The sequence below is a fragment of the Actinomadura monticuli genome (assembly GCF_041463655.1).
Classification (GTDB): domain Bacteria; phylum Actinomycetota; class Actinomycetes; order Streptosporangiales; family Streptosporangiaceae; genus Spirillospora; species Spirillospora monticuli.
On sequence record NZ_JAXCEI010000001.1, the window covers coordinates 726055 to 749580 of the forward strand.

Sequence of the window (23526 nt, forward strand, 5' to 3'; positions counted from 1 at the left end):
GGGGTGCGGATGGTCGATGTGGAGGCCGCCGGAGGGCGGACGATGCGCAATCCCGCCGCGCTCGCGGTGACGGTGCGGAGTCCCGCCGCGCTCGCCGTGGCGGCGTGGGCCGTGGCGACACCGATCGCGATGCTGCTGCCGGACGTCGCCGGCCGGAACCCGTTCACGCCCCGGGGGGCGGTCCTGCCGATCGCGGTCGGCGGCCTCCTCCTCGCCGCCGGACTGGCGTTCGCGGCGGTCCGGCGGGACGCGTCCCGCACCGAGGCGGCATCCGGGATCGCGGCGGGGCTGCTGGCCGCGTGGGTGGCGCTCGCCCTGCGCACCAGCCTGCACGGCACCCCGTTCGGCTTCGCCGGCCTGGTCGGGGACGAGGGCCGGATGAGCGCGATGGCCACCCGCTACACCGCCACCGCGGTCCCGACGGACGGCATCGTCGCCGGGACGGCCACCGAGTACCCGCCGCTGTTCCCGTGGCTCGTCGGCCGGGGGGCGGCGCTGCTGGACGTGGACGCCTGGCGGGTCCTCGGCGACGCGCAGACCCTCACCATCTCGGGCGCCGTGCTCGTGACGTTCCTGCTCTGGGCGCGCCTGGTGCCCGCCCCCGCCGCGCTCGCCGTCTCCGCCGCCGCGCTGGCGACCTTCGCCGATCCGCGCAAGGCGCACGAGGTCGTCGCGCTGGCCGTGTTCGTCCCGTGGGTCGCGGCGACGTTCGGCCGCCCGCCGCGCGGCCGGCTGCACTGGCTGCCGGCCGGCGTCCTCGGCGGCCTCGTCGTGGCGACCTACCTGGGGTTCGTGCTGTGGGGCGCGGCCGGCATCCTCGTCCTGGCCTGGCTCGCCTGGCGGGCCGCCGACGACCGCCGCCGCTACCTGGCGTACCTGGGCAAGGTGGTCGCGGTGGCCGCCGTCACCGCGGGCTGGTACGTGGTGCCCTACGGCCTGGCGCTGCTCCGCGACGGCGGGCAGATGGTGTCCGACCAGTTCCCCGCGCCCGCGATCACCGGCGAGCCGTTCCCGTTCCTGGCCGTGACCCCGCTGGGCGTGCTGCAGACCGTCGGCCTGCTGGGCGTCATCTGGTACCGCCGCGCCGCCTGGTGGGCCACCCCGCTGCTCTGCCTGGTCGCCAGCGCCTACCTGTACCGCGCCGTCGCCGCGTCCCGCTACATCGTCACCGGGCACACCGGGCTCTACTACCACACCGCCCGGATGATCACGGTGGTGCTCGCCATCGCCGGCGTCCTCACCATCGTCCGGGCCGCGCCCGGACTGGTCCGCCGCCTCGCGACCCGCGACACCATCCCGCACGGCGTCACCGCCACCGCCCTCGCCGGCCTGATCGGCTGGTCGGCGTTCACGTACTGGCACTCCTGGACGCCCCCGACCAGCGACGTCGCCGCGGCCGGCGGAACCCGCCGCTACGCCACGCTCGCCCACACCGAACCCCGTCCGGACGGCGGCCTCCCCCGCTACGCGCCCGCCCGGCCCACCACGCGCTGGTTCCCGGTCACGCCGATCCGCAACGCGGTGGCCGGGGTCCTGGGCGCCGACGCCGCGCCCCGCACCCTCTCCTACGACGAGCGGCTGTTCGCCTACCTGCCATGGCCCGGCTACATCGCCGTCGACCGGACGGCCGCGTCCAGCACGACCCTCTGGGACGACCGCCACGCCGCCCTGGCCGCCCTGGCCGCGATCCCCGACCCGGACGCCTTCGCCGCGGCATCCGCCAACACCCGCTTCGGCCGCATCGACGTGTTCGTCCTGCGCGCCGCCTCGGCGTCGTCGTGGGTGTGGGGCGACGTCCGCTTCCGTCCCGCCCAGTTCGCCCCGACCCACTTCACGGTGCGGACGCTGCCGAACGACACCGTCGTCGCCATCCGCCGGGCGGGCTGACGCGGCGCCGTCAGGCGTCGGGGCGGGTGACGCGGATCTTGGACTGGCCGTGCGGGAGTTCTTCCCAGTCGTCCATGAAACGGGCGGTGAAGCCGTGGCGTTCGGCGAGCCCGGTCAGCGTCTCGGTGCGGTAGTAGAAGTCCTCGCGCAGGACGTGGTGCTCGCTTCCCTCGGTGCGGTCGAAGGTGAAGTCGAAAAAGCCGTCGGGGGCGAGGACGCGGCCGACGTGCGCGAGGCATTCGTCGATGACCTCGATCGGCGAATGGCTGAAGACGCTGTGCGCGTGCACGACCGTGAAGTGCCGCTCCGGCAGGAAGCTCAGCTTCAGGTCGTCGACGAGGGACAGATGCGGAAGCTTGTCCTGGAGGCCCTGCCGGACGAGCGTGTTCTGCGCGGCGAGCAGGATGTCGGGCGAGATGTCGACGCCGTAGTAATTGCCGGCGTCCAGGTAGTCGATGAACCGCCACCCGGCCCGCAGATTGCCGCAGCCGATCTCCAGCATCCGGTCGCCGGGCTTGAGCCCGTGCTGGAGCAGGTAGTCGAACTGCATCTGACCCAGTTTCAGCCAGCGGTCGCGCGTGGAGCTGCCCACGGCGGCCTCGGGGCTCTTGGCCGCGTCCGATCTCATGACGGCCCGGTAGTAGGCCACATGGCCGCGATTGGCGAGGCGCAGTTTCACGTCGCGGCTCACCCTGGACAGATATGTCCTGATCTTGTCCGGGTTCCGCGTCGCGTAGCGGAGTTTGTAGGCCAGGCTCGCGCGGTTCCGTTGCGTGCGCGGCGGCGGTTTCGTCATCAGGCTCATCCCCCAATGGCCGGTCGACAGGTCCCGTGGGTGCCCTACCCCGGTCGGCGCGCGTGCTACCGCGCGGTGCCGAGCGCCCCGTCCCCGACCGTCCGGGCACCCGGCGAGCCGCCGGGTACCTGGGATGACGTCGGACGATGACCGTCCCGCTACGGCTTGATGGACTGGCTGTAGCGGAAGACGTTCAGCGGGTCCCAGCGGCGCTTCACCTTCTGGAGCCTGGGGTAGGCGTCCTTGTAGTAGAGCGTGAGCCACGGCATGTCCCTCGGAATCTTCAGATGCCCGAGGGTCGGGCGTTCCCCCATGAACGTCCGCATCGCCGTCGGCTCGGCCTTCATGCCGCTGTTCATCTTGGCGAGGAATGCGTCCATCGTCGCGACCCCGTCCTTGTCGTCGATGTCCACCTGGGCCGTGAGCCCGATCTGGCCGTTGCAGTGGTGGTTGAGCGCGAGCAGGGCGAACAGTTTCCCGGCCGACTTGGCCGGGTCCTGGTTGTCGCGGAAGTACGTCCCGAAGGAAGTGAGCAGCGAGGTGAAGTCCTTCTTCTGTGTCGGCCCCCTCAGCGAGAACGCCCCCTTCGCCGCCACGGGGACAAGCCCAGGCCGATCCGGCCGTCCGGGGACTCCGCAACGGCCCGCCAGGGCGGCCGGCCGTTCACTGAGTTACACGGGACTCCTGCGCCGCACGCCGCGCCCGCTCGGCAAGCCGTGCCCGCTCCGCACGCCGTGCCCGCTCGGCACGAGCATGGGTGTTCCGCTCAGGCGCGCAGATCGGCCATGTAGTCGGCGAAACGGTCGTCCACCTGCCCGACGGTGAGACCGAAGTCTTCCAGCGAATAGCGGTGAGCCGGCTTGGCGGCACCGGTGCGGCTCTCATCGTGCAACCGCGTCATCGCGGTCCGTGCCTCGTCGGTGAACGGCAGGTCGAAGCGCGTGTAGACGGCCTCGACTGTGCCGATCGGGTCGCGGACGAAGTCGTCGTAGTGGACGTCCGCGAACTGCCCGGGATCGCGCCGCGCCCTTTCCTCACGGAATCGTTCGAGCCCCCGGCTCCACAGGTCGAGCTGGTCGCGGCCGAGCGTCGCGCCGGTGAACACGTCCGACCATCCGTCGGTGGCGTGCGCTGCGAGGCTGCACATGGACGCCATCGCGGTGCGCGGCGTCCGGTGGGTCTGGATGATGAGCGCGTCGGGGTAGACGTCGAGCAGCGCGTCCAGGGCGAAGAGGTGACTGGGGTTCTTCAGCACCCACCGCCGCCCGACATCGTTCAGGCCGATGAGCTGAAGGTTGCGGCGATGCCGGGCGTAGGCGGGCGTCCAGTTCTGCTCGGCGAGCCAGGCCGAGTAGGTCGGCAGGTGCGCCAAGCTTTCGAAGGAGATCGAGAGCATGCTCTGCCGGAGAAGCTGCCAGCACTCTTCGACGGAGTCCGCCGAAATGTAGTGGACGCCCATGAACTCGGGGTTCTCGATGTGGTGGCGGCGGTATGCGGCGTCGATGCCTTGGAAAATGGGGTCGTCCGCCCATTTCTCCCGGGGCGGGCGCGGCTGCGGCACTTCGGCGAGCCAGAGGTCGAGCCCCTGGTGGGCGGGGTCGGCGGTGAGGAGCCGGTGGAGCGCGGTGGTGCCGGTCCGCGGCAGGCCGGTAACGAAAACGGGCCGTTCGACGGGAACCTCTGCGTGCTCCGGATGCCGTTTCCAGGCCGCCTCGGAGAACTGCCGGGCGGCCAGCGCGCCGCGCAGCATCGCCCGCTGAGCCTTGTTCCCGAGCGGTGTGAGTCCGGCGTCTATCCTCAGGGACTCCAGCAGAACCTTCAGCCCGTCCAGGTAGTCGTCACCGCCGAAGTCGTCCATCCCGGTGACCTTGCGGGCGGACGCGTGGAGATCCTCGATCGTTCCGACACTGTCGCGACCTGCGCTCATCGGTGCGCCCTTCCTAGTGGTGCCACTCGCCGGAATTGACGTCCAGGCATTGCCCGGTGACCGCCCGCGCCAGCGGCGACAGCATGAACACCACCGCGTCGGCGACCTCGTCGGGCTCGGGCAGTTTGCGCAGGTCGGTGGTCGCGGCGTTCTCGTCGTAGACGTCCTGCATCGTGACGCCGCGCTTCTTGGCGAGGTGGTTGAAATACCATTGGAGGTTGTCGGCCCAGATGTATCCGGGGGCGATGGTATTGACCCGGATGCCGCGCGGCCCCAGCTCGGTCGAGAGGTTCTGCGTCATCGCGAGCAACGACGCCTTGGCCATCTTGTAGGCGCCGAACGTCCGCCGCGAATGCCGCAGCACCGCCGAGTTGATCATCACGACCGACCCGCCGCGCTCTTCGAGCGCGGGCACGAACAACCTGGTCAGGTGCAGCGCCGCCAGCACGTTCGTCTCGAACCCGGCCCGCACCGCATCGAGGTCGACCTTCATCAGGTCGGTCAGCGGCGGCGTCGCGAAAGCGTTGTTGATCAGGCCGTCCACGCGTCCGAACGCCTCTTGAGCCGTCGCCGCGAGCCGCTCGCAGGCCGCCGCGTCGTTGATGTCGGTGGGAACGGCGACCGCACGCCGCCCGAGATCCTCGACCTCCTTGGCGACCTCGGTGAGCCGTTCCTCGTTGCGCGCGGCGAGCACCACATCGGCGCCGGCCTTGGCGCATTGGACGGCGAGCCCGCGCCCCAGGCCCGGCCCGACCCCGGAAACGACGATGACCTTGTCTTCGAGCAGCGCCATCAGCCCAGCATCCTCTTCGCGACGGCGACCTGACGGCCGGCGATCTTCTCCGCCCACTCCCCTGCCGAGATGCGCTGCTTCTCATAGAACGGGAGAACGCGCGGCAGTTCGTCGAACGTGACGACTTCCGCAGTGGGACCGTCCTCAGGCGTGAGGTCGCGCGTAACCCGCTGCCAGCGGAATTGCAGATAGCCCCGCCGATGCCCGGTCCGCTCGATCCAGTTGGCCAGCCCCGGATCGCGCTCGCTGACGATGTACCGGATCTTCCCGTCCTCGTCGACCCGGGCCTGGTCGGCCGTGAGGCTCGTTTGATGGTTGATGTAGTCGAGCGAGATGTACCACATGCTGCCGAGCTGGAACCCCTGGTAGGGCGCCACTTCCCGGTCGGCGGCCGGCGCGGTGATGACCATGACCTCGTCATCGTCCAGGTCGTAATGCCCGACCGAAGAGAATTGCGTGGCCAGCCCGCCGGGCGTCAGCCGCGGCTCGGTCAGGGTGTTGACGGGCAGCCGCAGGTAATGCCATTCGGGGAATGCCAGGAACGTGCGAATCCTGGAGACCAGCATCTTCCCGGCCACCTGATACCGCCGGGCCATCCGCTCCGAGGGGACGGACAGCGGCGACGTCCCGAGCGTGTCCGCCCGATGAATGCTGATCTCACCGGGCCGCTCGTTCTGCCAGTCGCTGAACACCTCCCGCACGATGAGCATCGCGGCCCCGGCCGGAAGAGCGACGTACCCGGGCCCGGCATCGTCCCTCGGCGGGCCGAACCGCAACTGGAACGACCCGTCCTCGGCGATGTCGAGTTCACGGTCATCGAACGCGGTGAGACTGTCGGGCGACTGCGTCGGCGAGTAGTCACCGTTCATGACCTGGAAGCTGAGATCAGCGGTCGTCCCCCGGCGCCCGGTCACCACGTACTCGGCGTCGTCCCTGATGTACGCGTGGAAGTACAACGTGTCGGGGTTGTCTAGCCCCAACTTCGTGTACGGCCCGGTGGACGACGCGAAGAACGGATAGTCCTGCTGGTAGGCCCCGACCATGTGCAGCGACGCCTTGATGCTCCCCGCGAGGTAGTCGAGCCCCTCCGCGAGGTCCTGGTCGGTCTTCACATGCGGCGCGCCGCGAATGATGCGCTCCGCCTCGACGACCGCATCGGCGAACGCGCGCGTCGCGGCTTCGAAGCTGTCGGTCTTGCCTTCGTCTGAGTCAGTGGCCACCGGGCTCTCCTCAAGGACGCCGTCGAGATCGCGACACCGAGCCCCAGAACCTAGAACCAGTTCTAAGTTGGGTCAACGCCGGAGTCCCGATCAATGGGAGGTCGTGAACTTCAGGCTCGGCGCGTCGTCCAGCGACATCATGTACTCGTACGTCCGCCGGTGCCCGGTCTTCTCCACGACCCAGCGCCCGCCCTCACGCCGGTAGACGTCGTGGTAGAACGCGGCGCCCCGGATCAGCAGCCTGTGCTCCGGAATGATGATCGTGTCGTCCAGCGACCAGATCCCGGTCGCCCGGTCCCCGTCGATGTCGATCTCCGGGCACCCGGCCGTATGCGCGCTGATCTTCCCGCCGTCCAGGTTCTCCCGCATGTACTGGACGATCGCGTCCCGGCCCTCAAGCCTGAGCGTCTTCTTGAGCACGGGCGTGTCGTACTCGGCCACGGCGTCCTCGGCGAACACCTCGGCGAACTCGTCCCACAGCTTGAGGTCCACGCACCGCAGGTACCGGTGCTTGAGCCGCCGAATCTCTTCCAGGGCAACCAGATCCATGCGCCCAAGACTGACCGGTGCGACCCGAGAAGACAAGAACAGGTTCTATTTTCGCCCGGCTGTCAGAGCGCGTACTCGTCGGGATGGGTGTAGTACTTCTTCGAGATCCTCTTCGCGGTGGCCTGCGCCGCCCTGTTCGCCCCCGGCGTGGGAACGACACCGCCCGTCGGGTTGGAGAACCAGCACAGGAAGGCGCACTGCTCCCGCCGTCCGCCCGCGGACGTCCTGGCAGCGTAGGCGGCTTGCACCACCATCCACGAGGTGTCGATCTTCCGGGCGCACCCCACCTCGGCGATCCCCCACGGAATCCCCTTGGAACCGGCGAACTTCACCGCCGGCCCCCAGAGTTCCCCGGCACTCCCCGTGTTGGAGTAGCCGTCGACCCCGTACACGTCCACGTAACCGTCCCCAGGCCACAGGTCCGCGTACGTAGACCCCTTCTTGGGACGCTGCCCGGACCACGCCTCCACGATCTGCGCCGTGTACACCCGGGGCTTCCCCACCGACTTGACGACCTTGCAGAACCGCCGGAACGCCGGAAGGTACTCCTCAAGCGTGAACTGCCCTTTGCGGATCTTGCCGTCCGGCTCGTGCCAGCAGGTCAGGAACGCGGCATGCGAGTCGGGAATGGACTCCACGAACTCCCGCAGCCTCCGATCGAGCGCCTTGCCCGCGAGCTGCCCCAAATCGGGTTTGCACGACCACACCGACACCCGCTTCCCGACGTCGATGCCCGCCACCGACTCGGCCCAACTCTCAGGAAGCCCCTTGTCATACGACCGCCGGACGGCGAACGGCCCGGCCGCCGCGTCCAGATCCCCGAAGTCATCGCCCGCCAGCGACAGACTGCTAGCCCCGACGAGCATCCCGTCCCGCTCCGCCACCCCGGCCCTCCCCGTGCCATGGACGCCTACAGGACCCCGCCCAGGCCACCCGGAACCACCCAGCTCCAGCAAGACCAGAAGCTCTAACCCAGCCTCCCGACCCACACCCTCGCGTTCCATACACCCCCAGGTGAGGATGCCGACCACCCCAGCCAGCAACTCCTCCCCTCCGCGTCCGGCGACGTCAGGACGCCGACGGGCAGTCGCAGGCCAACTGCACCGACGACAAACCGCCGCCCCTGGCCCGCCCGTCCTCGCCACCACCGGCCACCCTCAACGCGACGTCCGCCCTCACGGAGACCACGAGGGCGGACGTCACCAGCCCTCACAACCCGGCGCCACCGGTCACGTCGACGACCCGCCCTGTCATCCAACCGGCGTCATCGGACGCGAGAAAGGCGACGACACCGGCGATGTCCTCGGGCTGCCCGATCCGTCCCAGCGCGGACATAGAGGCGGCGTGCGCCTGCGCCTCCTGATCTCCCCGCAACCATCCGGCATTGGTGTCGGTGTCCACGATGCCGGGCGCGACCGAGTTCACGGTGATCCCCCGCGTCCCGAGCTGCTGGGCGAGGTTGAGCGTGAGGGTGTCGAGCGCCCCCTTGGTCGCTCCGTAGGCCATGATGTCCGGCAACGCGATCGAGGCCGCGCCGCTGGATATGTTGATGATCCGCCCACCGTCCCGCAGCCGCGAAAGGCCCTGCTGGACGACGAAGAGAGGCGCCCGGACGTTCACGGCGAAGAGCCGGTCGAACTCGTCCTCGGTCAGCGACTCCAGATCCGAACTGCGACCGATGGCCGCGTTGTTCACGATGATGTCGACGCCAGGCCGCCCGACCGCCGCATCGAAGGCGTCCCACAACGCACGGGCATCACCATGCCGCCCGAACTCGGCCTGGATCGCGAAGGCTTGCCCGCCGTCCTTGCGGATTCGCTCAACGACCTCCTCGGCCGCCGCCCGCTCCCGCGCATAAGCGACGGCGACGACGCCCCCGTCCCTCCCGAGGCGCTCGGCGATCCCCCGCCCGATCCCCCGGCTGCCACCGGTGACCAGCGCGACCTTGCCGTCCAACGTACCCATTACGCTCCTTCTTGAGTGATCGCTCAAGAAACCGTAACACGACTTCTTGAGCGGGCGCTCTACAATGAGGCCCATGGCACGAGGACGCCCCCGCACGTTCGACCGGGACACAGCACTGAACGCAGCCGTCCACCTGTTCTGGGAGCGCGGCTACGAGGCGACGTCCATCGGGGATCTGACGGGTGCGATGGGCATCAGGCCGGCCAGCCTCTACGCGGCCTTCGGCGACAAGAAGGCCCTGTTCAGAGAGGCAGTGGAGGCGTACGGCCGCTCACCAGAGGGCGCATTCATCTCCAACGCCCTCACCGAAGAACCCACCGCTCGCGGGGCCTTCGCCCGCATCCTCCGCGAGGCCGCAGCGATCTACTCCGACCGATCCCACCCGGCTGGCTGCCTGACGATCAGCGCCGCCACCAACGTCACCCCGCAGGACGCAGAGGTGGAGAAGTACCTACGCGACCTACGCAACACCAACCTGAAGCGCTTCGAGGCCCGCCTACAGAGGGCCAAGAGTGACGGCGAGCTCCCCTCCACAGCCAACCCCAAAGCCCTCGCCCACTACTTCGCCGCAGTCATCCAAGGCATGTCCCAACAAGCCCGAGACGGCGCCACCCAAGAGACCCTGACCCAAATAGCAGCCCAAGCCCTGAACACCTGGCCACTCCCCGACCAAGCCCCAACCTGACCGTAATCCCCCCCCGCAGAGCCGTGCACGTGTGCTACTGACGACGCCGCAACTGCCACAACACAGGCTCTTCCGAACGACAGATGTTCAGTCACACGTCCGTTGACCACGATCGGTCTTGCTGGTGCGGGCGTTGCACTGGTGCGCCAGAAGGCGGAGTAGTACAAATTTGGGCGTGAGCGCAGTGCTGGGCGAGGACCTCGACGCACGCCTACGTGGAGCCGCGATGGCGTGGCTCGACCGGCGATGCACCCCCGACAACCCCGTGGTTGACCGCGAAGAACTTCTCAATTTTATTTTTGAGGGTCAACGGTGTCCACTAATCGACAACCAGTTGGGAATCCGCAAGCCCAGAAATCTAACGGCAGCGCTGTCAATCCTGACAACATATACTTCCGATGGGCAGCGAGCACCGTATGAGGACGCCCTGGGAGACGACGGATTTCTGCGCTACAAGTACCAGGGAAACCCACAGCATTACACGAATAAGGGCCTGCGGGCGGCCTACGAACTCAGACTTCCGCTCATCTGGTTCTTCGGAGTTCGCCAAGGTGTCTACCTCCCCTTCTACCCCGTCTGGATCATCGCGGACGAGCCTGAGTTGTCCCAAGTCGCAGTCGGCGTTGAGCGAGGTCAACTCGCCCTCGCCGAGAACGCGTCGTCCCTCAGCCCAGTAGAACGCAGGTACTCCCAACGGGTAAGCAAGCAGCGATTGCACCAGCCCGTCTTCCGTCAGCGCGTCATTCACGCCTATGACGAAAGTTGCGCCATATGCCACTTGCGACACACCTCTTTGTTGGATGCCGCGCACATCATTCCAGACAGCGATGACCGTGGAGTTCCATCCGTGTCAAACGGATTGGCGCTCTGCAAGATCCACCATGCTGCCTACGATGCCAACATCATCGGCATACATCCGAGCCTCACCATCGAAGTGCGCACAGACATCCTGCAAGAGACAGACGGCCCCATGCTCAAGCACGGCATCCAGGAGATGGATGGCACGCCGCTCAATCTGCCAAGGCGACGAATTGATCGCCCGAACAAGGACGCAATTGAGCAACGATACGCAGAGTTTCGTGCAGCTGGCTAGATGCGCCTGGGCATCAACAATTCAACGAGTTGTGCGCTCACGCCGTGGCGGTCGGTGATGTTGGTGAGTTTGCCGGACGATCGCAGTCAAGCAAGTGGTGAGCACGGCTCGACGGTGTGCTGCCTAGGTCTTCCGCCTGCTGGCGTTACGGCTGCACGCCCATGAAGTCGGCGAGGTCGAGCATTGCCCGTGAGGGCATTCTCGGCCGTGTGTCCAGGAGTTCGCGGGTGATGTCGCGGCCGTACTGCTGGTAGCGCAGCCATTCCGGGTGTTCGGCGCGGATGGCCTGAACGATCTCCGCGGCCTTCTCCGGGTCCCCGGTCTGGGCCTTCGCCCGTGCGATGTCGAGACGGTGTCGGTCCCAGCCTGATTTGTTTCCGGTGCCGACGTCACGCGGCACCTCCCGCGCCGCTTCGATGGCTCGGTCAGGGCGCCCGTCCAGCAACTCGATCTCTGTTCTCATCAAGGCCGGGTTGAGCGGACCGAATGATTTGTGGCCCGCTAGGTCTTGGTGCTGCCGGCCGAGACGCGCACCCGCAGCGCCCGCCGTACGAACGTACTCGCGCGCCTCGTCGGGACGGTTGTTGCGGGATGCGGCGGCCGCGGCCCTCAGCAGCAGGTACCCCCATCCCGACAGTTCATCGGGCGACGCCTTGCTCATGGTCGGCTCGATCTCCCCCGAGGTGTCGACACACAGTTGCTCGACTTCGGCGAAGCGTCCTTGACGCAGCATCGCCCACGCCTGCCCGCTGACGGCCGCGGCGGCGAGTGGGGTGTCGCCGATCTCCACGGCGTCCCGCAGCGAGCGTTGCAGCGCGATCAGGGCCAGATCATGGGCACGAATCTGAATCAGATACCGCCCGGCTTGGCCGAGAATGTCTGCGCGAAGCTGCAATGCATCCCGCCGTTCGTCTCCGGTGTCATGCACCTCGACATGGTGGTGAGCCGATCTCACCAGGGCGGGCATGATGCGCGCGAGATCGTCGTAGGCGTCGGCCTGATACTTGGCGGCGATCGCGGAGGCAGCGCCGCGGAGGCGTGAAAGGTTCGGGTGATCCCCGTCGGCGGTGCCGTAGAGGGGACGGCCGGCCAATCCGATAGGCGGATTGATCGCCGAACGCATGTCGGCGAGCACGACCTCGTCCACGACGGCTTCGGTCGGTTCGGGAGGCCCAGCGGAGACGAACCAGACGGTGGTGACACCGAGCGCGCGGGCGAGTTGGTGGTAGGTCTCCATGCGGCAGGTGCCGCCCTGCTCCAGCTTTTTGATCACCGCGAGCGACAATGCAGCCCGTTCGGCAAGCTCTTCCTGGGTCATTCCACGTCGGCGCCGCAGCTCACGGACGCGGTCGCTGATGCTGGCGTCCTGCATTTGCCCTGCCCTTCTCCGAGCGTCTCGACAATCTCAGCGTAAGTCGCGGACGCGGCCGTGTAAGCGTCAGTGGTCAAACGACTACGCCTCATAGCCCTTTCGGTGCCGCTCCACCAAACGACAGCGGAGCGTAACTGTACCGGCACAGTTGCCCTACGTAGCGTCTTCGGCGTCCCAACAGCCAGGCAGCCGAGATGAGCGAAACGAGGGGGTACCTGTGGAAGCGCCTCGTCCCTCACCAGCTGAGGTGTTGCGCGCTGAGCACGGGCACGCGTGGGAGATCTGGCGCGAAGTCCTGCCGGATGGGCGACATGGCGACTGGCTCGCCCAAAGTCTGCCGGGGGTGTCACCACACCGGCTACTTCGGGCGCGAACGGTCGTGGAGCTGGACGCGCTGCTGTCTGAGACGGAGGCGTGATCATGCTTTCCGACGTAACCGTCCCGATGGACACCAGACCGATCGTCCGCGCCGAGATCCAGAACCTGGCGGTCCGTTTCGGCGTGGTGGCGTGGTTCGGATTTCATACCCGACGGTGGTGGGCGCTCGTGGAAGGCCGTCTTGTCGAGGCCCCCAGCCCAGCAGCTCTCGCCCACGCGGTCGCGTCAGTTCTCGACGCTGCCGTCCTCCCATCCCAGACCACTCGTCCGAGCGGCGAGCCTAGACGGCCACGATCGCTGAACGCCGCCCGTCATCGACGAGCTCACCGTCGAGCGGGGCCGGTGTCCCGACGCCGCCGACGGTCCCTGGGGCCGAACTCACCCAGACTGACAAAGGATAAGAAAGGTGGAACGCGTTGAGCAGCCGTGTGGAGGGCGAGGAAATGATCGTCCAAGTTGGTGCTCTCGAGTTGCTGGTTCGGAGGGCGGACGAACGCGCACCTGCGGCGGCGCGGCGGTTCGTCGGTGAGTGGTTCTGGGATCGGGGCTTCGAGGACGTTCACACCGCGCAGCTCATCGTGTCCGAGCTGGTCACGAACGCGCTTCTGCACGGTGAGCCGCCGATCGTCGTCCGCGTGGTGCGGGACGAGGCGGACGGGCTGCCGGTCATCCAGGTCGAGGACTGCGGCGACGGGGAGCCCTGCGTCCAGGAGGAAAGCGACACCGCGATCGGCGGACGCGGCCTGCTCCTGGTCGCCGCGCTCGCGGAGGAGTGGGGCACCGATCCGCTGACCGGAGGAGGAAAGGTCACGTGGGCCAAGTGCGTTCTCTGAGCGTCCAGGTTGAACGACAGGTACTCCGTCTGCGCACCCGGCTGGGCAAGCGGACGGCCATCCAACATTTGGATGCGTTGGCCGAGGCACTCCAACCCCAGGGATGGCGCTTCACCAAGTTCTACCGCCCCGAGGAGTTCCCGACGCCGCTCCCCCTGCTGTGGGTGCACGCCGGACTCGCGAAGGAGATAGGCATCGTGGTCTCCGTCCGGGCCACCCCGGGTGGGACGTGGGGCTATTGCGAGACTCTGCGCGGGAGGGAGGGCTACTTGTGGCCGTGCGGAGACGCGAAAGCGGCGGCCGGGCAAATCGACGTCCTCCTCAAGCACCAGATGTTCCCGAGCACCTGGTAGCGGGTTAGTTGAAGATCCAGGTTGGCCAGGCGGGTGGGGTCGGCGTAGATGTCGGGTTCGGGGACTGCGGCGCCTCGCCATCGAGCGGCGGCCCCCGCAAAGGCGATAGGGCCATCGGGCGTCAGCACTTCGGCCGCCTCGCGTTCATTCGCCCGTTGATTCGGGTCGATAGCCATGGGCTGTGCGGCACATTCTGATGAGCTTGGCCCTGGTCTTCGGACTCGCCGGATGCGCGACCGCCAGCGCGTCCATTCCCGGTGAGGACGCCATCACGATCGGAGTAAAGATCGACCAGCCGGGCCTCGGACGCAAGGAGAACGGCGTCTTCCGCGGTTTCGAGGTCGACGTCGGCTCCTACATCGCCCGCAGGCTCGGCGCCTCGAAGGTGACGTTCAAGGAGGTCAGGTCGGACAACCGCGAGCAGAAACTCGAGGCGCATTCGGTCGACCTCGTCCTCGCGCCCTACTCCATCACGCCGGATCGGGCCAATCTCGTCACGTTCGCCGGTCCCTACTACGTCGCTCACCAGGACGTCATGGTCAAGCGCGGTGACACGAGGATCCGGACCATCCGTGACCTGAACGGGCGGAAAATGTGCCAGGCGAGCGGGTCCGTGTCCACCGAACGGGTGGTCAATGGTCTCGGCATCGCGACCAACCTCGTTCCGGCGTCCTCCTATAGCGACTGTGTGGCGAAGCTGCGCGCGGGGGCCGTGGACGCGGTTTCGACCGGGGATCTGGTGCTGGCCGGGTTCGCGGCGCCGGACGTCCAGATCCTGAACGTTCCGTTCACCGATGAGCGCTACGGCGTCGGGATGCGGAAGGGCGACATCGACGCCTGCGAGAAGGTGAACCGGGCCATCACCACCATGTACCAGGACGGGACGGCGAGCCGGCTGCTGCGCAAGTGGTTCGGGTCCAGCGGGCTCAAGCTGGTCGAAGAGGTGCCGCAGTTCGAGGGCTGCTCGTAATGTCAGTGCCCCTGCCTACAGTGGGGGGCGTGACTGAGGAGCAGGTTGCTTGGGACGAGCTCATGGCGGCGGGCTTCCTGCACGGGGTGCGGGAGGCTCACCGCGACGCCACGCGTGCCCTGTTCAATCACTTGAGCCGGGACGCGGGGTTCAAGGAGCGGACGTACGGCGTCGCCGCGTTCGAGTCGCTGACGTCCCACCTGGATCGCGTTTTCGGCCGCGGCGAGCTGGCGAAGCAGGTCGTCCGGGACGATCTGAACGGCTCGCCCGGATGGCGGTACGGCCCCTACCGCGTCCTCCTCAAGCGCCACGAGTTCGGCAACGTCAAAGGGATCCGCTGGGACCGGGACAGTCCCACCAAGCAGGCCGTCGCACGTCAGGGATACATCGAAGACCCGCAACTGGCCCTCCCCTTGGGCTTGGAGGCGCACGACACGCCCGGTGTGGTGACCTTGGTACTCGCGCACAGCGCCAGCGAGGAACCCATCGAAATGGAGCTCTTCCTGGGCCGTCCCAGGTGGAACGCGGACGGCGGGACGGCCTGGCACTGGGTGAAGCAACTGGACGACGCCATCGGGCCCGATCCACGTCGTAAGCTCGTCGAGCGGACGATGCCGCTCTGGGACGACAAGGAAGACGACGTCCCCATGCGGCTCCGCGAGGAGACGAAGACGGCCTAGCAAAGGGTGGCGCAGGGTGCTGTTCGACTGCGAGCGGCTGACGCTGGCCCGGCGGCTCAGGGGGTTGCGCAAGAACCAGCTCGCGGACGCCGTGGGGACGACACCGAAAGCGATCGGGCGGTACGAGGCCGGTGTGCAGCGGCCCGACGAGATGACGCTGAAACGGCTCGCCATCGCGCTCGGCGTGCCGGTCGGGTTCTTTCAGGACGGGCGCAGCCCCGTTTCCATGGACGGCGCCCATTTCCGGTCGCTCAGGTCGACCAGCCAGATCGAGCGCGACCAGGCGCTCGCCTACGGACGCATCGCCACCGACATCGTCGCCGCGCTTGAGGACCTCGTCGACTTTCCCGAGGTCGACCTGCCCGAATACCCCGTGTCGCCGGACGAGATAGCGGGCCCCGGGCCCATTGAGGCGGCAAGGCTGACGAGGAAGGCCCTTCTGGCGGAGGCCGGCCCGGTGCCGCACGTCGTCCGGCTCCTCGAAGCGCACGGCGTGATCGTGCTCGTCCTGCCGCGGGCGGCGGAACGGGTCGACGCGTTCAGCGTCGGCGTCCACCCGAGGCCCATGGTGTTCTTCAATCCGGCCAAGGGCGACTACTGGCGTAACCGATTCGACGCCGCGCACGAGCTGGGCCATCTGGTCATGCATGCCGACGCCGAACCCGGTGAAAAGGTCGTCGAAGACCAGGCGCACAGATTCGCCGCCGAATTCCTCATGCCCGAGGCGGATATCGCGGGCGAGCTTCCCGGCACCGCCGACTGGGAATGCCTGACCCGCCTCAAGGCGGCCTGGGGTGTCAGCATGGCGGCGCTCCTCTACCGGGCCCGCACGCTCGGGATCATGCAGGAGACCGTGTACCGGAACGCGATGAGCGCGATGAGCTCGCGCGGCTGGCGGCGGCACGAGCCGGGGCCGGGGAAGCCGCTGGAGCAGCCCACGATGCTGACCCGGGCGGTCGAGATCGTCGGCCAGGCCGGCACCGACCGTGATCGCGTCGCCGAGCGGGCGCGGGTGCCGCGGGCCGATCTGGATCTGCTCGTCCCGCGCCGGTGAGGCCGGAATTTGGAACGATCCCAAATCCCCCGTCGCGGCCGGTCGAGTTACATACCTCTGGCCAAGGGTTCCCTGCGCGTTCACCATTGCTTGTGAGACCCTCCGATCGATCGTTGTCGGGACGTCCGAGACGCTGGAGATCTTGTGCTGGACAATCGGCAGGCGGGCCCGGGGCCGACCGCGTTGCGCATGCAGATCGGGGCGCGGCTCCGGCGCATGCGGGAGGACAAAGGGATCGGACGGGTCGAGGCCGGGAATGCGATCCGCTCGTCCGCGTCCAAAATGAGCCGACTTGAGCTGGGACGGCACGGATTCAAGGTCCGGGACGTCCTCGACCTGCTCGACCTGTACGGCGTCCACGACGAGGACGAGCGCGCGAGCTTCCTGGAACTCGTCCAGGAGGCGAAGAAGCCCGGCTGGTGGCAGGGCTACGGCGACGTGGTGCCGAGCTGGTTCGAGCAGTACCTCGGGCTGGAGCAGTCGGCGACGACGATCCGCAACTTCGAGGTGCAGTACGTCCCGCACCTGTTACAGACACGCGACTACGCGCGGGCCGTCATCGGGCTCGAACACCATGACGCGCCCTACGAGGGACTCGAACGGCGGCTCACCGTCCGGATGGCCAGGCAGGAGATCCTGCACCGGCCGATCGGCGCGGCGACGCTGTGGTCCATCATCGACGAGGCGGCCCTGCGTCGGCCGATCGGCGGGCCGGACACCATGCGCGCCCAGATCGAGCACCTCATCACGGTGTCGGAGACCATGACCAACGTGCGGCTGCAGGTGCTGCCCTTCTCCGCGGGCGGCCACCCGGCACTGGGCGGCCCGATCACGATCGTCCGTTTCGCCGAGAACGACCTGGACGACGTGATCTACCTGGAACAGCTCACCGGCGCCCGCTACCCCGAGGGCGACGAGGCCGCCCGCTACCAGAAGATCATGGACCTCCTCGCCATCCGCGCGGCCCGCCCCGCCCGCACCACCGCCTTCCTCAAAGACCTGCTGCACGACTTCTGACGTTCCGAACGGCGAGGCTCAGCCCGCGTCGCACGCAAGGCTCAGCCGATCGCCGGTGGACCGCGCATCACGGGCGAAGACTACGATCCGCCACCGACAGACCACGCTCCCACGGCCGGATCGAACACATGTTTGACCGAAACGGGTACAGTGGCGGCATGTTCCAAGGCTCGCTGCTGGACTGCACGGACGAGGGCGGGCCGCGTCCGCTGGCGTCGGCGCGGCGGACGCGGCTCGCCGGCGGCGCCTGGGTGGACGTCCTCCCCGGCTGGATCCCCGGCGCGGACGCGCTGTTCGAGCGGCTGCGCACGTCCGTCCCATGGCGTGCGGAGAGGCGGCGCATGTACGAGCGGGTCGTGGACGTTCCCCGCCTGCTCGCGTTCTACGACGAGGGCGCGGCACTCCCCGATCCCGTCCTGGACGAGGCGAAAGCGGCGCTCGACGACCACTACGCCGACGAACTCGGTGAGCCGTTCCGTACCGCTGGGCTCTGCCTCTACCGGGACGGCCGCGACAGTGTGGCATGGCACGGCGACACCATTGGGCGTGGCTCCACGCACGACACGATGGTGGCGATCCTGTCGGTCGGCACGCCGCGAAGCCTGCTGCTGCGTCCGCGCGGTGGCGGTCAGCCTCGCGGCGGCGGGACGATCCGCCATGAGCTGGGGCACGGCGACCTCATCGTGATGGGCGGGAGCTGCCAGCGCACGTGGGAGCACGCCATCCCGAAGAGCGCCCGCGTGACCGGCCCCCGCATCAGCATCCAGTTCCGTCCCCGCGGCGTCCGCTAAGCGGGACCGATCAGGATTCGAGAAGCGCGCCGCGTCGGCGCCGCATAACGTGAACGGCATGGCAACCGTAGAATTCGTCACCCTTGAGGTGGCCGACCCCACGGCCGCCGAACGCTTTTACACCGCCGCCTTCGATCTGGGCCCGCGGGTCCGCGTGCAGGCGTCGGACGCGGCGACACGCTCCGCCTACCGTTCGCCGCTGTCCGCACCGCGACCGTCGACCCGCACGACATCGCCGCCGTCGCCGACGAGGAGGCACGCGTGGAGATGAGCAAGCAGATGCCGGTCGCCTACGTCGACGCGTTCTTCGACTTCTACGTGAACGGCTCGCTGGACGAATCAGCCGTTCGCGCCACCGTCCAGGACATCACCGGCACGCCTCCGCGAACCTTCCGCCAGTGGGCCGAAGCCCACGCATCCGCCTTCGCATGATCACTCTCGCGGAGATCACCGCCGCGACGCGGGCCCTCCTCGCGACCGCCGCACGAATCGCCGACGCCGACGTCCGCGCGCCCTCCCTGCTCCCCGGCTGGACGCGCGGACACGTCCTCACCCACGTCGCCCGCAACGCCGACGGCGGCACCCGCCTGCTCACCTGGGCCCGCACGGGCGTCGCGTCCTACGAGTACCCGAGCCTGGAGGCCCGCGCCGCCGAGATCGAGGAGGGCGCGGACCGCCCCGCCCGCGCCCTCCTGGAGGACGTCCGCCGCAGCGCCGGCAGATTCGCGGAAGCCTTCGCACTCATGCCGGACGAGGCATGGCGGCGAACCGTCCAATGGACCACGGGCGCCCGCCACCCGGCCGCCCGCGCCGCCGACGCGCGCCTCACCGAGGTCCTGATCCACCACGTCGACCTGGACGCCGGTTTCACCCCGGACGACTGGCCGGCCGACTTCACCGCCCGCCTGCTCACCAGCGTGACGGCCTCCTTCGCACGCCGTGACGACGGCCCCGACCTGCGCCTGCACGCCACCGACACCGGCCAAGACCATGGCGATGGCGAGCACCTCGTCACCGGACCGGCCCCGTCACTCCTGGCCTGGCTCCTCGGCCGCTCTCCCGGCACGGCTCTGATCGGCGCCGACCAGATCAAGGTCCCGTTTCTCTACTGAGCCAGTGCGCGTCCTCACTGGCGCCAAGGTCCAGGCGAATCAGCGCTCCGCCGTGCCGGTGCGGGCCCACCGACGGCACGATGCGCCAAGGCCCCGAGGAACGTCAACCGAGCCGTTCCTTTCCGGGCGAGAGCGGGGCAGGTTGTCAAGGATCGCCGGTAAAGGCGTCAGGGAGCTGCAATGGTCGACAATTTTTACGGGAGGCGGGGGAAATGAGTCACGTGACTCAACGCCGATCCAGGTCGCCCTCCCGGATGGCGCTCAAAAAAGCGTTCCACTGCGCGCGGCCGAAGGTGACGACGCCAGCGGAGTGGTCGCGCGAGTCGCGGACGAGTACCGACGGGCCGAGCGCCGCCACCTCGACGCAGGTGCTGTCGTCGGTGCTCGCGCTGCTCTTCCGCCAGTTCAGCGCGGCTCCACGATTCGACCGGTAGACCATCCAGCAACCTCCGTCCATTGCCGGCGGGTCCCGTCTCGCCAAGCGATCGGCCGAGAACACCCACCGGACGAGTACCGAGCAGGGCACAACAAACCACGACCTTGTGGATAATTTCCCGATCACGAGTGTAAACGGTTCTAGTTACCCCGCCTACAAGGGAACACAAGATCACGCTGCGTGTTATGACGGCCACTCGCCTTGTCGGATGTTCGCCGCGGCCTTCACCTCCGGTCCGGTCGAGTTGCGAGGCCCGAGTCAGGCCATCAGGTCTTCGGCGGCGGTCCGGAGCAGCGCGATCGACTGTTCGGCCGGCAGCGCCTGCTCCAGCAGGAGTTCGAAGGTGTCGCGGTATTCGGCGATCCGCTCGTCCTCACCGGTGAGCATCAAGCTGGCGCCCGGCCGTCCCTCCAGGTAGAGGACGTCGGCGAGATCGCCGTCGAACTCCAGGATCGTGAACGGCCCTTCGAGGCCGAGGTGCGCCCCGGCGCTGAAGGGGATGATCCGCACCGTCACCACGTCGTCCCGCTCGGCGAGGTCCGCGATGTGGTTGAGCTGCGCCGGCATGATCGCGGGGTCGATCTTGATGCCGACATGCCGGCGGATGACGCCCTCGTCGATGATGTAGTGCTGGCGGGGCGGGTTCTGCCGCTTGGCGAGTTCCTGCTGCCGCTGGATCCGCAGCTTGGCCGCGAGGACCCGGGCCCGCTCGGACGCCTTGCCGGTCGACAGCACCTCGGCGTACTCGGGCGTCTGGATGAGCCCCGGGATCACCGTCCCGTGGAACTGGCGGACGAAGGCCGCACCGGCGGAGTACCCGACGTAGTTGAGGAAACCGGGGTCGAGCTCACCACGGTACTCGTTCCACCAGGCGGGCTCACGGGCACCGCGCGCGAGTGTCTGCAACCGCTCCTGGCGCCCCTCGGAGGTGACGTCGTACACCCTGAGCAGGGCCTGCAGGTCGGTTCGGGTGATGGCGTTCTTTCCGCCCTCCACCCGGATGAGCTTGGACGGGGACCACTCGAGCTGCCGCGCCACCTGTTCCTGCGTCAGCCTCTTCTCCTTGCGCAGCCGGACGAGCTCCGCCCGCAGCAGCGCGCTCTGGACTATCGGCCCCTGGTCACTGGACATCGCATTCGCTCACTCTAAGTAGTTAGTGCCACCGGCCTGGATGCTACATGGCATTTCGGGACCTGACATCCCACTTGCCACCACTGCGCTACATGTCTTGGTCATGCGATCTTCGCTCCACGCGCCAGACCCCGTCATATCGCCCAAAACCTGCGTCGGAAGTTCCAGACTGCTGCATCACACTGGACTATGTTGTAATGTGCTACATAGCAGACTAGCAGACGCCGACTTGCAACGAGACTCGGTGCCACATCAGAGCAACCGACGATCTCTACGCAGGGTAAGGAGCCTGGCCGGGACGCGTGTCCCCCGTCCGAGCACCTCGCCACCGGCGGACACGGGGCCGGGCCACGGGGCACCGCCGGCCGCATGAAGGACGAGGCGGACACGCATCGGACGGGGAGGTCAGCCACGACGCGACACTTCGGCATCGGCAGCGAGAACGACCAGAACCGGCCACAACAACAGAGTCGCCCGCCACTTCCGCCGACCACCGGTTGGCAGCCAAGACGATCGGCGGAGAGTGGAGAGCGACTCCCGGAGCCGCGCGAGAACGCGCCGGCGGGTCTGCGCAGAACACCTGCGAAAACGCAGAAAGATCTAGGCTGACCTGCCAAAACGTTTTCTGCGGACTCACCCAGTCTAACCGCGATCACGCGGCACGGGCTATAGGTGATGTGACTTCGGCCACCACGGCCCGGTGCCGGGTGATCCGGGCACCGCGCACGGAACCGAAGTCGCGATTCGAGGCATGGGGTCCCTGACATGTCAAGACAGCAGATTCATCCCCCGACCTTTGACGTCCACCCCGCGAACGCCGGAACCCGCGCGAATACCGCCCCCGCGGCTTCCGAAAGGCGGGTGTGCTGATGGACGAACACGCCCGCCGGCACGACCCGGACCAGATCGTCCGCCCGGTGACGCACAGCGTCCCGGCCGGGCAGGCGCACCGCGAACCCTCCACCGACGACTGGGCCCCGCAGAGCCGGCACGCGACGCCCCCCGCGTCCGTCCCGGCCTCGGTGACACCCGTGTCCGTCCCGGCCTCGGCGACACCGGCGTACGTCCCGCCGCCGACGCCCGCGGCGTACGCCCCGCAGGACGGAACGTCCCAGCAGGGCGGATTCTGGCGTTCCCTCACCACCATCGAGAGGGCCGAGATCCTCGCGACCGCGCAGGAGGTCGCGTATCCGGCCGGCGCGGTGCTGTGGGAGGAGGGCCAGGCCGCCGACCACACCGTCGTGATCAAGTCCGGCTCGGTGCGGGTCAGCGTCCAGCGGGACGGACGCGAGCGGATCATCGCCTTCCGCGGCCCCGGCGACATCGTCGGCGAGCGCGCCGCGCTGCTGCTGCGCCGGCGCTCGGCGACGATCGTCGCGATGGCGCCGCTGCACGCGCTGCGCCTGACCACGCGGGAGTTCGTCACGTACCTGAGCAACCATCCGCGCGTGGTCGCCGTCCTGGAACGCGAGATGTACGACCGGCTCACCGAGCAGTCCGGGGGCGCGCACGATCCTCGCCTCGCCGGACTGGACACGGAGCGGCACAGGGCCGCGCACGCGTACGGCGCCGCCGTCCACTACGGCTCACCCCAGCCGTACGCGACGGTGTACGTACCCATGTCTCCCCAATGGGCTCAGGACCCGTACGGGAAGTCCGGGCCGTACGGCGGGTTCAGCTGGCAGGCGGCGTCCGGCCCCTACGTGGAGGACGACGCATGTCCCGCTGCGGAGTCGCACGCCCGCGGGTGGCCCGGCATGGCGGAGGCGTCGGACGGGTCATGGGAGCCGCATGGCGCGGCGGCCGATGGCGGCTCGTCGCCGGCGCACACGAAGACCGTCGCCTCCCCGAGCGGCGGCGCGCCGTCCTGGGCGGGGCAGAACTGCACCGTCGTGTTCACCGACATCGCCGGTTTCAGTTCGCACGTCCGCAACGAGGACGACCGGATCGCGGTGCGGCGCGCCATGTACGCGGCCCTGCGGGAGTCGTTCGAGGAGTCGAAGGTGCCGTGGGACGCCTGCTACCGCGAGGACCGCGGCGACGGCGCGCTGATCGTCATCCCGCCCGAGATGCCGACCGCCGCCGTCGTCGACCCCATGCTCGCCCTGCTCGGCACGCGGCTGCGGCGCCACAACCACCGGTCGAGCGAGGCGGTCCGCATCCAGCTCAGGGTCGCCGTGGACGTCGGGCCCGTGGAGCCCGACCCGCCCGGGATCGCCGGCTGGACGGTCATCACCGCGGCCCGGCTGCTCGACGCCGCGCCGCTGAAGGAGAGGCTCGCCGCGACGGGCGCCGACCTCGGCGTCATCGCCTCGCGCTTCGTCTACGACTCGGTCATCGCCCACGGGCCCGGCTACGTGAACGCCGACGAGTACGAGCCCATCGGCTGCAAGGTGAAGGAAACGGACATCGAGGGCTGGATCCATCTGCGCGGCCTGCCCGCCGCATCGGCTCTCTGACCCCGCCGCCGCCCGCCGGCCCGCC

At 68.4% G+C, this 23526-nt stretch carries 24 protein-coding genes; 12 read left to right on the forward strand and 12 right to left on the reverse strand.

Annotated features, from left to right (window positions below):
* The first annotated feature begins 9 nt into the window (after window positions 1-9).
* The gene (locus tag SM611_RS03510; RefSeq protein ID WP_371947411.1) at window positions 10-1887 is read left to right on the forward strand and encodes an arabinofuranosyltransferase; all 1878 of its coding nucleotides are present in this window, start codon (window positions 10-12) and stop codon (window positions 1885-1887) included.
* A 10-nt stretch (window positions 1888-1897) separates the two neighbouring features.
* Here the strand turns inward: SM611_RS03510 and SM611_RS03515 are convergent, their stop codons facing one another.
* The 8 genes from SM611_RS03515 to SM611_RS03550 form a co-directional block, all read right to left on the reverse strand.
* Window positions 1898-2683 (reverse strand): class I SAM-dependent methyltransferase, encoded by a 786-nt coding sequence (locus SM611_RS03515; protein ID WP_371947311.1) that lies wholly within the window; start codon window positions 2681-2683, stop codon window positions 1898-1900.
* A gap of 158 nt (window positions 2684-2841) precedes the next feature.
* Window positions 2842-3279 carry a BBE domain-containing protein gene (locus SM611_RS03520; protein ID WP_371947312.1) on the reverse strand — a complete coding sequence of 146 codons (438 nt, stop codon included), beginning with the start codon at window positions 3277-3279 and terminating at the stop codon, window positions 2842-2844.
* 170 nt (window positions 3280-3449) lie between these two features.
* On the reverse strand, window positions 3450-4610 hold the full coding sequence (locus tag SM611_RS03525) for a sulfotransferase family protein (RefSeq protein ID WP_371947313.1): 1161 nt from the start codon (window positions 4608-4610) through the stop codon (window positions 3450-3452).
* A gap of 13 nt (window positions 4611-4623) precedes the next feature.
* Window positions 4624-5403, reverse strand: coding sequence for an SDR family oxidoreductase (locus tag SM611_RS03530; protein WP_371947314.1), 780 nt, complete (start codon window positions 5401-5403; stop codon window positions 4624-4626).
* On the reverse strand, window positions 5403-6623 hold the full coding sequence (locus SM611_RS03535; protein ID WP_371947315.1) for a hypothetical protein: 1221 nt from the start codon (window positions 6621-6623) through the stop codon (window positions 5403-5405). The genes SM611_RS03530 and SM611_RS03535 overlap by 1 nt, the downstream gene beginning before the upstream one ends.
* A 90-nt stretch (window positions 6624-6713) precedes the next feature.
* Window positions 6714-7172: a nuclear transport factor 2 family protein gene (locus tag SM611_RS03540; protein WP_371947316.1), complete on the reverse strand. Its 459-nt coding sequence runs from the start codon at window positions 7170-7172 to the stop codon at window positions 6714-6716.
* Window positions 7173-7234: 62 nt separating this feature from the next.
* Window positions 7235-8056 (reverse strand): glycoside hydrolase family 26 protein, encoded by an 822-nt coding sequence (locus tag SM611_RS03545; RefSeq protein WP_371947317.1) that lies wholly within the window; start codon window positions 8054-8056, stop codon window positions 7235-7237.
* Window positions 8057-8381: 325 nt separating this feature from the next.
* Window positions 8382-9137, reverse strand: coding sequence for an SDR family oxidoreductase (locus SM611_RS03550; protein ID WP_371947318.1), 756 nt, complete (start codon window positions 9135-9137; stop codon window positions 8382-8384).
* A gap of 73 nt (window positions 9138-9210) precedes the next feature.
* On the opposite strand from SM611_RS03550, the gene SM611_RS03555 reads away from it, so the two are divergent.
* Both SM611_RS03555 and SM611_RS03560 read left to right on the forward strand, forming a co-directional pair.
* A complete protein-coding gene (locus SM611_RS03555) occupies window positions 9211-9822 on the forward strand; it encodes a TetR/AcrR family transcriptional regulator (RefSeq protein WP_371947319.1) in 612 nt (203 codons plus the stop codon).
* Between the two features lie 175 nt (window positions 9823-9997).
* On the forward strand, window positions 9998-10915 hold the full coding sequence (locus SM611_RS03560) for an HNH endonuclease (RefSeq protein ID WP_371947320.1): 918 nt from the start codon (window positions 9998-10000) through the stop codon (window positions 10913-10915).
* A 145-nt stretch (window positions 10916-11060) separates the two neighbouring features.
* On the opposite strand, the gene SM611_RS03565 is transcribed toward SM611_RS03560, so the two are convergent.
* The gene (locus SM611_RS03565; protein ID WP_371947321.1) at window positions 11061-12287 is read right to left on the reverse strand and encodes a helix-turn-helix domain-containing protein; all 1227 of its coding nucleotides are present in this window, start codon (window positions 12285-12287) and stop codon (window positions 11061-11063) included.
* A 794-nt stretch (window positions 12288-13081) separates the two neighbouring features.
* Between SM611_RS03565 and SM611_RS03570 the strand changes: the two genes are divergently transcribed.
* On the forward strand, window positions 13082-13498 hold the full coding sequence (locus tag SM611_RS03570; protein WP_371947322.1) for an ATP-binding protein: 417 nt from the start codon (window positions 13082-13084) through the stop codon (window positions 13496-13498).
* Between the two features lie 265 nt (window positions 13499-13763).
* Here the strand turns inward: SM611_RS03570 and SM611_RS03575 are convergent, their stop codons facing one another.
* A complete protein-coding gene (locus SM611_RS03575) occupies window positions 13764-14027 on the reverse strand; it encodes a hypothetical protein (RefSeq protein ID WP_371947323.1) in 264 nt (87 codons plus the stop codon).
* A gap of 5 nt (window positions 14028-14032) precedes the next feature.
* Between SM611_RS03575 and SM611_RS03580 the strand changes: the two genes are divergently transcribed.
* The 7 genes from SM611_RS03580 to SM611_RS03610 all read left to right on the forward strand — a co-directional run bounded on the left by SM611_RS03580 (window position 14033) and on the right by SM611_RS03610 (window position 19475).
* Complete coding sequence (locus SM611_RS03580) at window positions 14033-14821, forward strand: glutamate ABC transporter substrate-binding protein (RefSeq protein WP_371947324.1); 789 nt, start codon at window positions 14033-14035, stop codon at window positions 14819-14821.
* 29 nt (window positions 14822-14850) lie between these two features.
* On the forward strand, window positions 14851-15501 hold the full coding sequence (locus SM611_RS03585) for a hypothetical protein (protein WP_371947325.1): 651 nt from the start codon (window positions 14851-14853) through the stop codon (window positions 15499-15501).
* Window positions 15502-15517: 16 nt separating this feature from the next.
* Window positions 15518-16555, forward strand: coding sequence for a helix-turn-helix domain-containing protein (locus tag SM611_RS03590; RefSeq protein ID WP_371947326.1), 1038 nt, complete (start codon window positions 15518-15520; stop codon window positions 16553-16555).
* 144 nt (window positions 16556-16699) lie between these two features.
* Window positions 16700-17572: a Sco1979 family transcriptional regulator gene (locus tag SM611_RS03595; protein ID WP_371947327.1), complete on the forward strand. Its 873-nt coding sequence runs from the start codon at window positions 16700-16702 to the stop codon at window positions 17570-17572.
* Window positions 17573-17730: 158 nt separating this feature from the next.
* Entirely contained in the window at window positions 17731-18363 is a 633-nt protein-coding gene (locus tag SM611_RS03600; protein WP_371947328.1) for an alpha-ketoglutarate-dependent dioxygenase AlkB, read from the forward strand.
* Window positions 18364-18624: 261 nt separating this feature from the next.
* On the forward strand, window positions 18625-18795 hold the full coding sequence (locus tag SM611_RS03605) for a hypothetical protein (protein WP_371947329.1): 171 nt from the start codon (window positions 18625-18627) through the stop codon (window positions 18793-18795).
* Complete coding sequence (locus tag SM611_RS03610; protein ID WP_371947330.1) at window positions 18792-19475, forward strand: maleylpyruvate isomerase family mycothiol-dependent enzyme; 684 nt, start codon at window positions 18792-18794, stop codon at window positions 19473-19475. Before SM611_RS03605 ends, SM611_RS03610 begins: the two co-directional genes overlap by 4 nt.
* A gap of 226 nt (window positions 19476-19701) precedes the next feature.
* On the opposite strand, the gene SM611_RS03615 is transcribed toward SM611_RS03610, so the two are convergent.
* Both SM611_RS03615 and SM611_RS03620 read right to left on the reverse strand, forming a co-directional pair.
* Window positions 19702-19914 carry a DUF397 domain-containing protein gene (locus SM611_RS03615; protein ID WP_371947331.1) on the reverse strand — a complete coding sequence of 71 codons (213 nt, stop codon included), beginning with the start codon at window positions 19912-19914 and terminating at the stop codon, window positions 19702-19704.
* Window positions 19915-20169: 255 nt separating this feature from the next.
* Window positions 20170-21042, reverse strand: coding sequence for a helix-turn-helix domain-containing protein (locus SM611_RS03620; RefSeq protein ID WP_371947332.1), 873 nt, complete (start codon window positions 21040-21042; stop codon window positions 20170-20172).
* Window positions 21043-21911: 869 nt separating this feature from the next.
* On the opposite strand from SM611_RS03620, the gene SM611_RS03625 reads away from it, so the two are divergent.
* Window positions 21912-23501, forward strand: coding sequence for a cyclic nucleotide-binding domain-containing protein (locus SM611_RS03625; RefSeq protein WP_371947333.1), 1590 nt, complete (start codon window positions 21912-21914; stop codon window positions 23499-23501).
* The last annotated feature ends 25 nt before the right edge of the window (window positions 23502-23526 follow it).

Bases quoted from the DNA above. Each gene is read 5' to 3' on its own strand.
- SM611_RS03510 (WP_371947411.1), top strand. From the start codon at position 10: ATGGTCGATGTGGAGGCCGCCGGAGGGCGGACGATGCGCAATCCCGCC.
- SM611_RS03515 (WP_371947311.1), bottom strand. From the start codon at position 2,683: ATGACGAAACCGCCGCCGCGCACGCAACGGAACCGCGCGAGCCTGGCC.
- SM611_RS03525 (WP_371947313.1), bottom strand. From the start codon at position 4,610: ATGAGCGCAGGTCGCGACAGTGTCGGAACGATCGAGGATCTCCACGCG.
- SM611_RS03530 (WP_371947314.1), bottom strand. From the start codon at position 5,403: ATGGCGCTGCTCGAAGACAAGGTCATCGTCGTTTCCGGGGTCGGGCCG.
- SM611_RS03540 (WP_371947316.1), bottom strand. From the start codon at position 7,172: ATGGATCTGGTTGCCCTGGAAGAGATTCGGCGGCTCAAGCACCGGTAC.
- SM611_RS03550 (WP_371947318.1), bottom strand. From the start codon at position 9,137: ATGGGTACGTTGGACGGCAAGGTCGCGCTGGTCACCGGTGGCAGCCGG.
- SM611_RS03555 (WP_371947319.1), top strand. From the start codon at position 9,211: ATGGCACGAGGACGCCCCCGCACGTTCGACCGGGACACAGCACTGAAC.
- SM611_RS03565 (WP_371947321.1), bottom strand. From the start codon at position 12,287: ATGCAGGACGCCAGCATCAGCGACCGCGTCCGTGAGCTGCGGCGCCGA.
- SM611_RS03575 (WP_371947323.1), bottom strand. From the start codon at position 14,027: ATGGCTATCGACCCGAATCAACGGGCGAATGAACGCGAGGCGGCCGAA.
- SM611_RS03600 (WP_371947328.1), top strand. From the start codon at position 17,731: ATGTTCCAAGGCTCGCTGCTGGACTGCACGGACGAGGGCGGGCCGCGT.
- SM611_RS03610 (WP_371947330.1), top strand. From the start codon at position 18,792: ATGATCACTCTCGCGGAGATCACCGCCGCGACGCGGGCCCTCCTCGCG.
- SM611_RS03615 (WP_371947331.1), bottom strand. From the start codon at position 19,914: ATGGTCTACCGGTCGAATCGTGGAGCCGCGCTGAACTGGCGGAAGAGC.
- SM611_RS03620 (WP_371947332.1), bottom strand. From the start codon at position 21,042: ATGTCCAGTGACCAGGGGCCGATAGTCCAGAGCGCGCTGCTGCGGGCG.
- SM611_RS03625 (WP_371947333.1), top strand. From the start codon at position 21,912: ATGGACGAACACGCCCGCCGGCACGACCCGGACCAGATCGTCCGCCCG.